Genomic DNA, 15,974 nt, shown 5'->3' with positions numbered 1-15,974 from the left:
AATGCGCGTTTTGGTAAATATTTCGTATCAAGGAAGCCAGTTTCTTGGTTTTCAAATACAGCAAAATGGTAGAACAGTACAACAACAATTCGAAAGAATATTAAAAAGAATGCACAAACATCATGTTCGTATACAGGCCACAAGTCGCACAGATAGAGGCGTACATGCCATACAACAATATTTTCACTTTGATTCAGAATTAAATATTTCTGAGCAACAATGGAAATATGTTATGAATCGTGCTTTGCCAGATGATGTATATGTCAAAGACGTCAGGTTTGTTGATGAAGCTTTTCATTGTAGATATGATTGTGTAGGAAAATCCTATCGCTATAAAGTTTATCAATCGCCACATAAGGATCCATTTCAAAGTGGGTTAAAAACATATATACCAGATACATTAGATATTGATAAAATGGACCGTGCAGCGCAATTATTTATAGGTACACATGATTTTACTGGTTTTTGTTCTCAAAAAACAGAGATAGAAAGTAAAGTGCGCACATTATATAATAGTAGAATTAAAAAAACAACAGATGGCTTTGATTATATTGTAACTGGCTCTGGTTTCCTATATAATATGGTACGTGTGTTAATGGCTTTTCTAATAGAAGTTGGCAAAGGAAAACGGGAACCTGAAGAAGTACCATATTTATTAGAATTGAAAGATCGTAATCAAATTCCGTTCACAGCGCCGGCAGAAGGATTATATTTAGAAAAAATATATTTTACTTCTGAAGAACTAAAAAATGATTATGGCCATGATATAGAAATACATCAAAAAAATTCATCGAAAAATATCTAAATTACATTGACAAAACGACATAAAAATTATACGATTACTAACGGTATTGTTTTATATCACCCACGATAAGCCCCGGAATCTTATTGTGTTACAAGATATAGAAGCACGTAGAACAACAATTAAAAAATAAATGAAATTTATGATTTAAAAGTAATAACTATTAAACAAGAAATATTTATTTATTTACTCTAGGAGGACAATTATTATGCGTCAAACATTTATGGCAAATGAATCAAACATTGAGCGCAAATGGTATGTTATTGATGCTGACGGTCAAACACTTGGTCGTTTATCATCAGAAGTAGCATCTATTTTACGCGGTAAAAATAAAGTAACTTTTACACCACACGTTGATAGTGGTGATTATGTAATCATCATCAATGCTTCAAACATTCAGTTCACAGGTAATAAAGAGCAAGATAAAATGTATTACCGTCACTCAAACCATCCAGGTGGAATTAAATCAATTTCTGCTGGTGAGTTAAAAGCAACTAACCCAGAACGTTTAATTGAAAACTCAATTAAAGGTATGTTACCAAGTACTCGTTTAGGCGAAAAACAAGGTAAAAAATTATTTGTATATGGTGGCGCTGAACATCCACACGCTGCACAACAACCAGAAAACTACGAGTTACGTGGTTAATTAGAAGGAGGAAATTACATTGGCACAAGTTGAATATAGAGGTACAGGCCGTCGTAAAAACTCAGTAGCACGTGTACGTTTAGTACCAGGTGAAGGTAACATCACAGTTAATGACCGTGACGTACGTAGCTACTTACCATTTGAATCATTAATTTTAGATATAAACCAAGCATTCGATGTAACAGAAACTAAAGGTAACTATGATGTATTAGTTAACGTTAAAGGTGGCGGTTTCACTGGACAAGCTCAAGCTATCCGTCACGGTATTTCTCGTGCATTATTAGAAGCTGATCCTGAATACAGAGGTTCTTTAAAACGCGCTGGATTACTTACTCGTGACCCACGTATGAAAGAACGTAAAAAACCAGGTCTTAAAAAAGCACGTCGTTCACCACAATTCTCAAAACGTTAAGAATTACTGGATTTGTTGCAAACGTGTTTGCAGCTTCCGTATACGAGTATGCATAGCATATGACTTAACCTTAAGAGACTTCAAAAGCACTCCTCGAATTTATTCGAGGGGTGTTTTTTTGCGTGAAAAAATAATTAGGATCAAACAACAGTAAAACTAAATGGAACTAAGGCACAATATTTGAATGGTGACAGGTGATTTATGTGTAAAGTAAATGATCTAAATTCTATTAGCTAATGTCACTTATAAGATTTGGACTAGAACTAAACATATTTGCTAAAAAGAAAAGGTAGAGTTGTCTTTAATAGCGCGCAATTGTATTTTTCTATGAATAATTTTATTGGAATTGAGCATTACTTCTAAGATTTTAACAGTTATCAATAAAGTTTTTTAATGTTTTATAAACTTAATATTAACTTTATGTTGTTTGTATAAATAACGTTTTTTGAAAGCATACTCATAAAATACAAGGGTAAGCAAAGAATAGTATGTAGCATCATTTATATACATGCTTACTAACTTAATATTTTTATAAGAGGTGAAGTGCAATTGAAACTACATAGCAAAAATATTTTAATGCGAATGGTCACAATCGTCACGATAGCAACGTTAACTGTAATGTCACTATTACTTTTTGTTGATGCAAATAACGATATTAAGGCTGCTGAAAAACCTGAGCAACAAAGTGTACCGACATTTTATTTACATGGTCACAGTGGTTCTGAAAAATCTATGCGATACTTAATTCAATCTGCTGTTAACAAAGGTGTGACAAAAAATGTCATTAAAGCGCATGTTTCAGCTGATGGAAATGTAACATTTGAAGGAGATATAAATGCGAACGATCCACACCCTATTGTTCAAATTATATTAGAAGATAATAAAAATTGGGATTACGAGCAAAACGCTGTATGGTTAAAAAATGTCATAACTGAAACAAATAAACATATGGAATTTAATAAGTTTAATATGGTGGCACATTCAATGGGTAATTTGACGTTAAGTTATTATATGCTTAATTACGGTGATGATAATTCATTACCACAACTTAATAAGCAAGTGGATACTGGTGCGCCGTTGAATGGCATATTAGGTAGAGATGATAAGCCGAATCGTGTTAAATTAGATGAAAATAGTAAGCCAGATAAAATGACTGATGAATATAAAGAGTTGCAACAAATGAAGTATAATTATCCTCAACAATCAGTGGAAGTATTAAATATCTATGGTGATTTATTAGATGGTACGCATTCAGATGGTAAGGTAACCACGCAATCTTCATTATCATTAAAGTATTTATTAGATGGTTATGTAAAATCATATAGAACGTTCAAAGTTGAAGGTGAACATGGAGAGCATAGCGCATTGCATGATTATAATGTAGTAGCAGAGGAAGTTAATGCATTCTTATGGAATGAATAAAAAAAGCACTGTAATTGGGTCAATGATTGGATTGACGCATTACAGTGCTTTTTAAATGGTTAAATCGATCTCTCTCGCTATTAAATCCAACATATTTTTTCTGTTTTCTTCTCCGAATATATGTGGTTGTATCATTATTTCATCTACCTCATAAGAAGAACGTATAGCTTTTAATTGCTTAATGATTTCAGCAGGCATACCACTAATTACACGGCGTTTATTTTTTTCTACTTTTAATAGCTCTCTATCTGAAAAATCTCTAGCCTTGGCATATTGGATAGATGGATAAGATTTGGGTTGATCTAAATAGTTTATACGCAATAGCCATAAATGAAATGCGCGTTCTAAACTAGATAATTGTTCGCTTGTTGAAGCGGTAATGACAAATGTAGAAATGATGACATAAGGCTGTTTATCATGATGAAGTTGTTTAAATAAATTACGGTAATGTTCGATGACATTAGAGACATTGTCATTACTTTGACCCATTAAAGCAATGACAAAAGATAATCCTTGTTGAGCTGCTAATGTAGCACTCTTCATACTCATACCTAGAATATACATTATAGGTTTAGAGTTTATGATGGGGGTTGCATACAAATCTGTAAAACGTGTTTGGTCGCTAGTGTCATCATTGAAATAATGAACTAAATCAGAGATTTGTGTATCGTAATCGACTGGTTTAGATTTATGCTCATTTAATGCATGATTTACGTTTTTAAAACTGGGGGAATGTCCAGTACCTAAATTAACTCTACCAGGATGCCTAGCTTCCATTATTTTAAATTGTTCAGCTACTTTATAAGCACTATAATGCGGTAACATAACCCCACCACTGCCAATATGAATTGTTGAAGTATTTTCTAACAGTGACATCATGACCATTTCTGGGGCACTTGATGCTACTGAAAATACTTGGTGATGCTCAGCTACCCAATAACGATGGAAACCTAAGCGTTCTGCTAATTGTGCTAATTCTATTGTATGATTTAAGGCTTGTGCTGCATTTTGGCCTTCGAAAATAGGGACATAATCTAAAATACTTAGTTTCACAAAAAATTCTCCTTATCACTTTAAGATTAGCCATAGCGCTAATTTAAAACAATCATAACACGTTCATAAATAATCGAATAAGCGATTTGTTTGAATGCACATGACTATAACTATAAAATAAGAGAAAAGAAAGAATGGAGGCAATATAATGAAAACAGAACAAATCGTGTTAGCCAAAAGACCAGAAGGTGTTCCTTCAGATGATGTATTTAGATATGAAACTACTGAACTAAATGAGCTCAAAAAAGATGAGATTCAAGTTGAAGCCCTGTACATTTCAGTTGATCCATACATGAGAGGTCGTATGGACGATAGTGATTCTTATATTCAACCATTCCAAATAGACCAACCATTGTCAGGTCATGTGGTTGGTAAAGTATTAGCATCCAATGTAGAGCAATTCGAAAAAGGTGATATTGTCACTGGACAATTACCATGGCAAAAAATAACTAATATACCAGCCAAACATGTTATTAAAGTATCAAATCAAGATATTCCTTTATATTTATATTTAAGTGTATTGGGAATGACTGGTCAAACAGCCTATCATGGATTACTGAAAATTGGGCAACCTGAAGCGGGAGAAACAGTAGTGGTCTCAGCTGCTTCAGGTGCAGTTGGATCTGTCGTAGGCCAAATTGCCAAGCTAAAAGGGGCATACGTAGTGGGTATAGCTGGAGGTCCTGAAAAAACAGCTTATTTAACTGATGAGTTAGGATTTGATGTGGGAATTGATTATAAAGATGAGCAGTTTTCTGAACAGCTTGCTAATGCGGTGCCCAAAGGAGTAGATGTCTATTTCGAAAATGTTGGTGGCGCCATTGCAGATGAAGTTATGAAACACTTAAATCAATTTGCGAGAATCCCTGTGTGTGGTGCTATATCTGGATATAATGATACAACAGTTGATTATGGCCCTAGAATACAACCAACTTTGATTAAAGCACAAGCACTAATGAAAGGATTTGTTGTAGCTAATTATGCCGATGATTTTTCAGCCGCAAGTAAACAATTAGCACAATGGGTTCAAGAAGATAAAATTAAAACAAAAACATCTGTAATGGATGGATTTGAAAATATCCCAAATGCTTTTAGAAATTTATTTACTGGTGATAATTTTGGTAAACAAGTAGTTAAAGTTTCAGATCATACCTAATTAAATAAAGGAGCTGTGTATTATGAAAGCGATTGGTGCAGATGATGGTTTTGCTTTAGAAGATGGGAACAAATTCTATGAGTTCGATATCGATCAACCTCAACCGAAACAATATGACTTACTCATTCGTGTACAAGCAATAAGTATCAACCCAGTAGATACTAAGATAAGACAATCTCCAGTTACTCAAGCACCACGTGTATTAGGATTTGACGCAGTAGGTGTGGTTGAAGCTGTAGGTGAAGAAGTAAAGCATTTTAAAGTTGGAGATGAGGTTTATTATTCTGGTTCTCCTTCATATCAAGGTTCAAATCAGACGTATCAGCTTGTGGATGAAAGGCTAGTTGCCAAGAAACCACAAAATATTAATGCCGTCGAAGCAGCAAGCATACCATTAACAGGTCTAACTGCTTCTGAAACACTATTTGATGTATTTCAAATTTCACATAAGCCAGATGAAAATAGAGGAAAATCTATATTAATAATCAATGGCGCGGGTGGTGTAGGCAGTATAGCGACACAAATTGCAAAACACCACGGATTACATGTGATTACGACAGCGTCTAGAGACGAAACGCATGAATGGTCAAAAAATATGGGTGCAGATATTGTACTTAATCATAAAAATGATTTAACTGATGAATTTAAAAAATATGAAATTAGTGAAGTGGATTATATCTTTTGTACATTTAATACAGATCTTTATTTTGAAAAAATGATTGAATTAGTAAAACCACGAGGAATCATTGCTACAATAGTAGCTTTTAAAGAAAAGCAAGATTTAAACTTATTGAAGCAAAAAAGCATTACTTTTACACATGAATATATGTACTCGAGACCATTGTACAACACAGAAGATATGCATACGCATCGCCAATACCTTACTGATATTACAGAAAAAATAGAAGCGGGCGTCTATCAAACGACATTAAATGAAGTGATAGAAGGTTTAACGGCTGACCATTTATTTAAAGCACATCAAAAAATAGAAAAGCAAAGTATGATTGGAAAATTAGTGATTCAATTATAAATTAAGATAACTCAAAACCCTACAATACTATCTCTATTAAGATAGTATTGTAGGGTTTTATATTTTAGTATAGAAATTCCAAATAAATATTTAAGTATTTGGTTTTATATAAGAGGGAATAATGACTTTGAACATTAGTTGTGACGTGCTAAATCAAAATAGAAGCCATCAATTATTTGAAACGAATACTTTGGAAAAGAGAGGGTATGTACTTTACATAAAGTAAAGGGAGAGTGGGATTTAGATATGCGTTTAACTAAAATGACTATGGTGTTTTGGCTTGCGTTGTTTATCTGTACCTTATTTGTTATTTATGGAGCAATTGCACCGAAACAATTGGAAGCAGGTACACAAAACATCACAAATTTTATTGCAGTTAATTTTGGCTGGTATTATCTCCTTCTAGTATTAGTTATTTTAATTGTATGTATTTACTTACTATTTTCTAGATATTCATCTATTGTTTTAGGTGAGGAGGGAGAAGATCCTGAGTTTTCATTAAAATCATGGTTTGCAATGTTATTTAGTGCTGGTATGGGTATAGGATTAGTTTTTTGGACAACTGCAGAACCTATTAGTCATGCTTTCACATTAACACCATTACATAAAGCTGGCACACAGACAGCTATAAATGAGGCGATGCAATTTTCATTCTTTCATTGGGGGATTCATGCTTGGGCTGTCTACGGTATCGTAGGTTTGGTATTTGCATACTTTAGTTTCCACAAAGGCTATCCTGGATTGGTAAGTGCTACCTTAACACCTATACTAGGTACCAAAATGATGAGGGGGCCTGTTGGTGGTGCAATTGACGTACTGGCAATCATTGCAACAGTAACTGGTGTGGCAGCTACATTAGGATTTGGAGCATTACAAATAAATGAAGGTCTAAACTTTTTATTTGATATTCCTTCAAATTTTGGCACACAAGTGATTATTATTGTTGTTGCCACGTTATTGTTTACGTGGTCAGCCTGGTCGGGTATTGATAAAGGAATTAAACATTTAAGTAATATAAATATGATTTTAGCATTTATCGTACTTATCATATTATTTTGTGTCGGTCCAACACTGAGCATATTAAATACATTTACCAATTCACTTGGTGATTATGTTGCTAACTTCTTTAAAATGAGTTTACGTATACCGCAATCGGGCGGAGAAAAGTACCAATGGTTACAACAATGGACGATATTCTATTGGGCATGGTGGATTTCATGGGCGCCATTTGTAGGCATTTTTATTGCACGTGTATCACGTGGTAGGACAATTAAGGAATTTATCTTGGGCGTCCTATTTGTCCCATCGTTAGTTTGTTTCATGTTTTTTGCAGTGTTTGGTGCTTCAGCTATCTATTTGCAACAAAATGGTATCGCTCATATTGCTAAAGAAGCAACAGAAACAGCTACTTTCGCTACACTGGAACATTTCCCATTAGGCTTCTTGCTCAGTATTTTGACTCTAATCGTAATTATGATATTTTTTGTTACTTCTGCAGATTCAGCGACATATGTTTTAGGCATGTTAAGTTCTAATGGGAGTATACATCCATCTGGTATTGTAAAAGTAAGTTGGGGTATTATTTTAGCGTTATTTGCAGTTATTATGATATATACGGGAGGTACGCAATCGATTCAAAATTTATTAATTATTGCGGCACTACCATTTTCAATCGTAATCATTCTAATGATATGGTCGTTATTTAAATCATTGGCAATCGAAAAGCCAAGACCGAGTAATAAGCTTTTTGTCTCAGATGATAAATTGTTACAATATCGCAAATCAAATAAACAAGAAAAACATTAAAAGTAAAGAAAACAACAAAATAAAATGAATGAATTTATTTTATCAAAGAAAATTAAAAGAAAATTGAATAAAAATGTTTCCAATATTTTTTTTGAGGGTATTAGTCTGATATGACAAGTACATAATATAGAAGCATAGGAGGTGTCATACGAGGTGAAGCGACTTAAGAATTTTATCTTAGGATTATTGATTGTAGTAATCGTTGGTTTTTTATTATTTATGTTTATCAAAGATTCACGAATAAGTAAGTATCAAGATTACTTATTACAATTTAACTGGTTTATACCAACATTAATTGCGTTATCAGCTTTACTCATCTTAATAGGCCTAATACTAGTATTTAGCTTGTTTAAACCTACGTATAGAAAACCTGGACTTTATAAAGATTTCGAGGATGGTCATATTTATGTATCAAGAAAAGCAGTTGAAAAATCTGCCTACGATACGATTGTTCAGTATGACGAGGTACGTCAACCCAATGTTATTGCAAAATTGTATAACAAGAAAAAGAAATCACACATTGCTTTAAAAGCTGACTTTTTCGTTCCTGGAGATGTCCAGGTAAAATCACTGACAGAAGAAATACGCAATGAAGTTAAACAAAATGTAGAGCATTTTACGGAGTTGCCAGTATCCAAATTAGAAATTAATGTTAGAGATCAAAAAAGCTCAGGCAAACGCGTGTTGTAAGGGAGGGTTATCATGGCTAACAATAATAACCAAAATGGACAAGATTCTACGCAACAACTTATTGATTTTTTCAAGACGTTTAAATGGAGAATCATTGGCTTTTTAGCATTTTTAATTATAGCAATACTATTCTTAACACTTGGTTTCTGGAGCACAATTTTAATCATTGTATTATGTTTGATTGGAATTGGAATTGGGTATACTAAAGACCGTACACAAGACTTTTTAAACTTCTTAAATCGATGGAGTTAAGAAGTTTAAAATAAAAAAATGATGATTTAGGCAAATAAATTTGATAACAAAAAGGAGAATTTATTATGGCAGTAGATAATAACAAAGCAAAACAAGCATATAACAACCAAACTGGAGTTAAAGAACAAGAAGTTCAAGAGCAACAACAACAGCAACAACAAAATCAAGAACCTGAATTCTCAAACAAATTAACTTTTTCTGACGAAGTAATAGAAAAAATCGCGGGCATCGCTGCGCGTGAAGTAAATGGTATTTTAGAAATGAAAGGTGGATTTGTAGATAATATCTCAAGTTCATTTGGTAGCAGCAATAACGTAACTCAAGGTGTTAGCGTTGAAGTTGGCGAAAAACAAGCTGCTGTTGACTTAAAAGTAGTATTAGAATATGGTGAATCAGCACCTAAAATCTTCCGCAAAGTTACTGACTTAGTTAAAGAACAAGTGAAATATATCACTGGTTTAGAAGTAGTTGAAGTTAACATGCGTGTTGAAGATGTAATGACTAAAAAAGAATGGTCACAAAAAAATCAAAAGAATGAAAAAAATGAAGGATCAAGTAGCGAACAAAAAGGCTTACAATAAGCAATCTGTTCATAACTTAAAAAACTACCGATAAAGCATAATGCTTTATCGGTAGTTTTTTGTTGTTTATTATTGTTTTCGGTACAAAGGATTAGAAACTTGTATATAAGTATAGTAATCCGCTTCATCTTCAAGGCGCATTGTTGTCACACATTTATAATCAATCTTAGGCGCAAATAGAATCGAGCGTATTTGAGATATCCTTTGAGGATTCTCCATAGTCTGAGCGATTTCGATTAATTTCTGGTTTAAGTTATCACTAATTAGCGACCAAATTGTTTGTTCTAAATCTAATGCAGTACTAGATTTAGCAATATTTACAATAAGTTCTCCTAAATGATTTTGTATACTGGAGTAAAAGACTTTATTAAATACAGTTTGTGCTTGATCGGTTAATATTAATGATTTTTCATGAAATTCATTTGTGCTATAGCCCATTTCGTTTAAATAAGCTTCTTCGATACGTAACCCTTCAAAATCACGAATATATAATTTGTTTAGTGAACCATCTTTGTTAAATGCAGCTATTGTATTTTGTAAATGTGCTTCTAATGCTATACCGTATTTTACATATAATGGTAAAGCAATATCTATCATTGCTTGGCTATAACGTTCAAACCAGGCTATACATGCTTTTTCGTAACTATCAAAATGATGCGTTGCTTCATATGTACGAATTAAAGTTGTTAAAGGTGTTTCCTGGTTATTAGGATAATTTGCTACTAAGCTTGATGGAATCACAGGTGTAGCATTCTGTTGTACTAACTCATAGATATTTGTTCTAAATAACGTTCCTAACTGTTCACTTCTAGTTGTCTGTATCTCATCTGAGTCATTGGAATTGTAGAAATGTATACCCGCGACCTCATCAATTGTATCGGCATTGATTTGTTGAAATAAAAGATCTTGATATTTTATATCGTTAAGTATATTTGTCACCAGTGGTCCATTTATTGTTGTTTGTTCTGATAAGGTTCTAATTTCGCCAGTGATGTGCACATTAGTTGATAATTTAATATGCGGTGATGTTACTGGTTTCTTTGGCATTAACGTTCTGAAAGAAAGTCCTGCATAATAATCAAGTTGATAATCAATCGGAATAATTTGATTTGATTGTAATTCATTATCATAGTCTTTTCCTAATATTTCATTATACTGCCAAGGATGGACGACCATTACATAATATTGCTGCATCTCCTTAACTCCTACTGTATTAACAACTGCATCATATAGCCCTTCAAATAATGTATAAATCAACTCATTATAATCTGGTGATAAAGATTTTACTTTGGCAATATCTTTTTGGATTAATATAAATTTCATCCCAATCGCATGACCAAATTCAGATGAATAATCTATGGCTGTTTTTGGTGTCATTCCTTTGCGTAGTTTGGCACCTGGGTGGAGAGGGTGACCTTCTACAACAGCCTGCTCAGACCGTAAATAGCTATCAGTATCATTGGCAATTAATTGCCATAGTGGCGCATATTCATTGGCTAAAGCATACGCTTGAAAACTAAGCGCAATTGCCATATTAGCAACACTGTTATTGATATCAGATGAAAACTGTGCACTTGCTTCATTGTTAAGCTCAGGTGCTTCAGTTAAAATACACGATAAAATTTCATCCGGATGATATATTCTTTCAATTTCATTCTTGTCTTCAAAATAAAATGGTCCTTCTACATCAATTCTGTCAAAAGCATGTTCGCCTGTAATTGGGGCGAATAAAGTTTTTTGAGATTTTGGGAATTGAATTTTGAGTAATTTTTTTTGTTCTGTTTCAAATGGGAAGTGCAATGATTGTGTTGTTATAATCTCGCTATGCGCACGGCTATAGACTAAGTTCTCCCTATGTAATGAGGTGATGAGACGTTGTGAAACTTTATCTCTACTCACTAATAACATCGTATTAAAATAGTCTGCCCATTCATTATCGATAGAAGATAAATGTTCAAAAGCATGTTTTTCATCAATAGTGAGATTTCTAATTAAGTTGTGGTTGTTTCTTTTCGAATTCATAAAAGCACCTCTAAAAAATTATTTTACAAAAACATAATATATTTGTATAATCTATAATAACGATAATGATAATTATTATCAATTAAAAAGACGGGTGGATTTTCATGGCTAAGTATTTTTTTTCTAGTTCCTTTCTTTTATTTTTAGGGAATTGGATAGGACAAATTGCATTGAATTGGTATGTGTTTAATTTATATCATAATGCAATTTATTTAGGATTGATTAATTTTTTCCGTCTTGTCCCCATTTTACTTATTAGTGTATGGGCTGGCGCATTGGCAGATCGATGCGATAGAGGAAAATTATTAAAAATCACAATCACATCATCATTTATATTAACAACTATACTTTGTATTTTAACATTTCAAAGTAAACAATTGCCTATAATTATATTTTTGTTATACGCATTAGGGAGAGGCATTATGAGTGCAATCGAAACACCTGTGCGTCAGGCGGTATTGCCTGATTTAACACAAAGACTTACGACAACACAGACGGTATCTTATCACTCATTTATCATAAATATTTGTCGGTCAATAGGTCCGGCTGTCGCAGGATTTATTATGGCAGCTTATAGTGCACAAATGGCTTTTGCATTACAGGCATTATGTTATTTGATTTCAATACTATTTTGTTTACCGTTAAAATTTAAAGTAAATAAACAACCTAAAGCTGAAACGGAAATGAACATAAAGATTGTTGTCGATTATTTTAAAGAAAATAATGTAGGTGCAAGAATATTTATAACATCACTTTTGATTATGGCAACAGGCTTTTCATATACAACTTTATTACCAGTATTGACAGATAAAACATTCCCAGACCAAGTACAAATATTTGGTACTGCTATGACGTGTTGTGCTATAGGTGGTATTATCGCAACAATTATATTACCAAATATACTAGATAAAATTTCAATGGTAAAAATGTACTATATGAGTTCTGCACTTTTCGGAATCTCATTATTAGGGACGATTAGTAGCAATACATTCTTACTCTTTTTATCTATATTTTTCATCGGTTTATTCAGTCAATGGGCGCGTACAACAAATAGAATTTACTTTCAGCACCGTGTAGAATCTGAACATAGGGGGAAAGTATTAAGTGTTGTCATGATGGATAGAGGTATGATTCCATTAGGTGCGATGTTGATGAGTTTTTCAGCAGAACTATTGGGTATAATAGAAACGTTTATCGCTATGGGCGTAAGTACAATAGTTATTGCATTATTATTTGGTTTATTAAGTAGACAAAGGAAAGATGGAGGCAATGTGATATGATGCGTCAAACATGGCAGTTAGCCGATAAAAATGTACAGTATCGTATTTTTAATGCGATTATAAAAGAACACATATACCCTGAGAAAACGTTATTTAATGAATATAAAAATTCAGTGGAAATACAGTATGAAGGGCAACTTTTAAAAGTTGAAACAACGAGAAAAAGTGCAATGGCAAGATACGTATTTAACGGCGCAATTCAATATATGAAGGGTGACGTTATAACGGAGATTAACTCAGTAGAACAATTACTTGATATTCTGCATAATCAATTTAATATTCCAGTTAGTGAGAGGTTAAAAGAAGAATTACTTTCTAGTAGAGATGGATTTGTATTAACTTATGAACATTTCAGTAATAGACAGGCTTTAATTGATGCGACATTAAAGTTTTCTAGAATGCCAGAGACAATTAATTTCTTTTCCTGGTTACAACATATGACAGATTCAGGCCAAATGGATGACTTGAGTTATTCAGAAAGTTTAGTTGTAGAAGGTCATCCTACGCATCCTTTATCTAAGACAAAATTACCTCTGACAAATGATGAAGTGAAAAAATATGCGCCAGAATTTGAAAAAATCATTCCATTAAAAGTTATGCTTATTCATGAAAATAATTGTGTAACAACTTCAATGGAGGATGATGCGCAATATATCCTTGATTATATTATTCCTGAATATCGTTATAAATTAAAAGCATTTTTAGATCCATATGGTTTGGAGCTCAATAATTATAGAGTACTACTTGTGCACCCATGGCAATATAATAATGTCATTGTTAAGCAATTTGCCGATTGGATTGAGGATAGTCGTTTATTACCAACGCCTTTTGAGATTGAATCAAAGGCAACATTATCATTTAGAACGATGGAACTTGTTCATAAGCCATTTCATATTAAATTACCTATAAATGTACAAGCTACGAGTGCGGTGAGAACTGTTTCACCAGTGACCACAGTAGATGGTCCTAAACTAAGCTATGAATTACAAGATATGTTAGATATATATCCGCAATTACAAGTTTCCATGGAACCATACGGAATACACGTTCAAGCAGATCCAGATATTGCAAGACATCTGGGGTGTATTATAAGATATCAACCTGTGATAGCTGATAACGGACTTACGCTTGTGACAGCAAGTCTGGTGAATAAGAATCCAGTCGATAATAAAGCAATTGTAGATAGTTATTTAGATTGGGTAGGTGAAGGTCCAACATTAGATTCGATAAAACAATTTATGATAAGTTACGCAAGAACTTTAATCGAACCTTTAATTGCATATATACAGGATTATGGTATTGCTTTAGAAGCACATATGCAAAATACTATCGTAAACCTCGGCCCTAATTATCAAATGAAGTTCATTATTAGGGATTTAGGTGGTTCTAGAATTGATTTAGAAACATTGAAAAGTAAATTGCCCAATATTGATATTACGAATACAAGCTTAATTGCAGAAAATATTGAAGCGGTTATCGCTAAATTTCAACATGCAGTAATACAAAATCAAATTGCTGAACTTATTCATCATTTTTCACAGTATGATCAAGTTAATGAAGCAGTACTTTTTGATATCGTACGCGACATTATAAATAAAGCAATTGATCCATCAAAGGCCCATGCTCAAATTTTATCAAAAGTATTGTTTGGTAAATACATCACGGTAAAAGCACTTTTACGTATGCGCATGGAAAGCAAAGTGAAACAATATGTCACAATTGATATAAGTAATCCGATATATAAAGAGGTGTAAATATGGCAAAAGTAAAAATTAATCTATCTAAAATTCAATATAACGCTAGGGTGTTATATGCATTATTCAATCAACACAACATTCAATTTACACCAGTGATTAAATGCGTCGGAGGAGACAAACAAATCGTAGATACTTTGAAAAATATTGGTATCACCCATTTTGCTGATGCAAGAATTGATAATATTACTAAGAGTTTAGATAAAGATTTAACATATACAATGATAAGAACACCTAATCAAAACGAACTTGAAGATGTTGTACGTTACACTAAAATGAGTATGCAAACTGAAATGTCGACTATTCGCCAACTCAATGACATTGCTGAGCAACAACGAGTAAAACATCAAATTTTACTCATGGTAGATTGGAAAGACGCTAGAGAAGGAATTTTAACTTATGACGTAGTAGATTATATTAAAGAAATTTTAAATATGCACCACATTAGTATTGCTGGACTATCATTTAACTTTATGTGTTTTCAATCAATTGTGCCTACGGATTTAGACGTAGATATGGTGAATCAATTTGTTAGTTCTGTGGAGTTAGAAACAGGTATCCGTTTTAGAGTTATTTCTGGTGGTAATTCTAGCATGTTACCTCAAATGTTATACAGTGATTTAGGAAAAATTAATGAGTTAAGAATTGGAGAAACTTTGTTTAGAGGGGTAGAAACGACTACAGGTCAGCCAATTGCCTCATTATTCCAAGATGCAATCATTTTAGAAACTGAAATTGTTGAAATTAAACCTAGAGTTAATATCACTACGGGACAACATTATTTGCAAGCAATCATTGATATAGGCAATTTAGATACAGATGTTTCAGAAATCAAGCCCTTGCATCATCAGATTAAAGTGTTAGGAGCCACAAGTGATCACGTTATGTTAGACTTATTAAATCACGACCATTATCAAGTTGGTGATAAAATACAATTTAGCTTAGGTTATAAAGCGTTAGCACAAAGTATGTATATGCCTAATTTAGCTAAATCCTATGTTTATGATGAAGCGGTACAAAAAGTGAAGTACGATTTTAATACACCAAAATTAAAGAAACACTAAATAG

15 protein-coding genes are annotated in these 15,974 nt (G+C 32.9%); 13 read left to right on the top strand and 2 right to left on the bottom strand.

Going from position 1 to position 15,974, the window contains the following annotated elements; all coding sequences use genetic code 11:
- Position 1 precedes the first annotated feature (1 nt).
- The 4 genes from truA to BK821_RS00135 all read left to right on the top strand — a co-directional run bounded on the left by truA (position 2) and on the right by BK821_RS00135 (position 3,282).
- Positions 2–805, top strand: a complete 804-nt coding sequence (truA, locus tag BK821_RS00150; protein ID WP_046835648.1) for a tRNA pseudouridine(38-40) synthase TruA — start codon at positions 2–4, stop codon at positions 803–805.
- Positions 806–1,010: 205 nt separating this feature from the next.
- Positions 1,011–1,448: a 50S ribosomal protein L13 gene (gene rplM / locus BK821_RS00145; protein ID WP_046835647.1), complete on the top strand. Its 438-nt coding sequence runs from the start codon at positions 1,011–1,013 to the stop codon at positions 1,446–1,448.
- A 19-nt stretch (positions 1,449–1,467) separates the two neighbouring features.
- A complete protein-coding gene (rpsI, locus tag BK821_RS00140; RefSeq protein ID WP_046835646.1) occupies positions 1,468–1,860 on the top strand; it encodes a 30S ribosomal protein S9 in 393 nt (130 codons plus the stop codon).
- A 549-nt stretch (positions 1,861–2,409) separates the two neighbouring features.
- A complete protein-coding gene (locus BK821_RS00135; RefSeq protein ID WP_083390141.1) occupies positions 2,410–3,282 on the top strand; it encodes an alpha/beta hydrolase in 873 nt (290 codons plus the stop codon).
- Positions 3,283–3,333: 51 nt separating this feature from the next.
- Here BK821_RS00135 and BK821_RS00130 read toward each other — a convergent pair whose 3' ends face one another.
- Positions 3,334–4,335 carry an LLM class flavin-dependent oxidoreductase gene (locus BK821_RS00130; protein WP_071330950.1) on the bottom strand — a complete coding sequence of 334 codons (1,002 nt, stop codon included), beginning with the start codon at positions 4,333–4,335 and terminating at the stop codon, positions 3,334–3,336.
- Positions 4,336–4,483: 148 nt separating this feature from the next.
- Between BK821_RS00130 and BK821_RS00125 the strand changes: the two genes are divergently transcribed.
- The 6 genes from BK821_RS00125 (at position 4,484) to BK821_RS00100 (ending at position 9,850) form a co-directional block, all read left to right on the top strand.
- On the top strand, positions 4,484–5,491 hold the full coding sequence (locus tag BK821_RS00125; protein ID WP_046835644.1) for an NADP-dependent oxidoreductase: 1,008 nt from the start codon (positions 4,484–4,486) through the stop codon (positions 5,489–5,491).
- Between the two features lie 22 nt (positions 5,492–5,513).
- Complete coding sequence (locus BK821_RS00120; protein ID WP_071330949.1) at positions 5,514–6,521, top strand: zinc-binding alcohol dehydrogenase family protein; 1,008 nt, start codon at positions 5,514–5,516, stop codon at positions 6,519–6,521.
- 246 nt (positions 6,522–6,767) lie between these two features.
- The gene (locus BK821_RS00115; protein ID WP_046835642.1) at positions 6,768–8,327 is read left to right on the top strand and encodes a BCCT family transporter; all 1,560 of its coding nucleotides are present in this window, start codon (positions 6,768–6,770) and stop codon (positions 8,325–8,327) included.
- Positions 8,328–8,480: 153 nt separating this feature from the next.
- Positions 8,481–9,017, top strand: coding sequence for an alkaline shock response membrane anchor protein AmaP (gene amaP, locus BK821_RS00110; protein ID WP_046835641.1), 537 nt, complete (start codon positions 8,481–8,483; stop codon positions 9,015–9,017).
- A gap of 12 nt (positions 9,018–9,029) precedes the next feature.
- The gene (locus tag BK821_RS00105) at positions 9,030–9,269 is read left to right on the top strand and encodes a DUF2273 domain-containing protein (RefSeq protein ID WP_046835640.1); all 240 of its coding nucleotides are present in this window, start codon (positions 9,030–9,032) and stop codon (positions 9,267–9,269) included.
- 65 nt (positions 9,270–9,334) lie between these two features.
- Positions 9,335–9,850 carry an Asp23/Gls24 family envelope stress response protein gene (locus BK821_RS00100; RefSeq protein WP_046835639.1) on the top strand — a complete coding sequence of 172 codons (516 nt, stop codon included), beginning with the start codon at positions 9,335–9,337 and terminating at the stop codon, positions 9,848–9,850.
- A gap of 69 nt (positions 9,851–9,919) precedes the next feature.
- Here BK821_RS00100 and BK821_RS00095 read toward each other — a convergent pair whose 3' ends face one another.
- Positions 9,920–11,872, bottom strand: a complete 1,953-nt coding sequence (locus BK821_RS00095) for an IucA/IucC family protein (RefSeq protein ID WP_071330948.1) — start codon at positions 11,870–11,872, stop codon at positions 9,920–9,922.
- 104 nt (positions 11,873–11,976) lie between these two features.
- On the opposite strand from BK821_RS00095, the gene BK821_RS00090 reads away from it, so the two are divergent.
- Genes BK821_RS00090 through BK821_RS00080 form a run of 3 tightly spaced genes read left to right on the top strand, consistent with a single transcriptional unit; the run spans position 11,977 to position 15,970 of the window.
- The gene (locus BK821_RS00090) at positions 11,977–13,152 is read left to right on the top strand and encodes an MFS transporter (protein ID WP_046835637.1); all 1,176 of its coding nucleotides are present in this window, start codon (positions 11,977–11,979) and stop codon (positions 13,150–13,152) included.
- Positions 13,149–14,906: an IucA/IucC family protein gene (locus BK821_RS00085; protein ID WP_071330947.1), complete on the top strand. Its 1,758-nt coding sequence runs from the start codon at positions 13,149–13,151 to the stop codon at positions 14,904–14,906. The genes BK821_RS00090 and BK821_RS00085 overlap by 4 nt, the downstream gene beginning before the upstream one ends.
- Before the next feature lie 2 nt (positions 14,907–14,908).
- The gene (locus BK821_RS00080; protein WP_046835635.1) at positions 14,909–15,970 is read left to right on the top strand and encodes an alanine/ornithine racemase family PLP-dependent enzyme; all 1,062 of its coding nucleotides are present in this window, start codon (positions 14,909–14,911) and stop codon (positions 15,968–15,970) included.
- The last annotated feature ends 4 nt before the right edge of the window (positions 15,971–15,974 follow it).

Source organism: Staphylococcus sp. LCT-H4 (assembly GCF_001866145.1).
Taxonomy (GTDB): Bacteria; Bacillota; Bacilli; order Staphylococcales; family Staphylococcaceae; genus Staphylococcus; species Staphylococcus succinus.
This window is presented reverse-complemented; position numbering and strand designations above follow the sequence as displayed.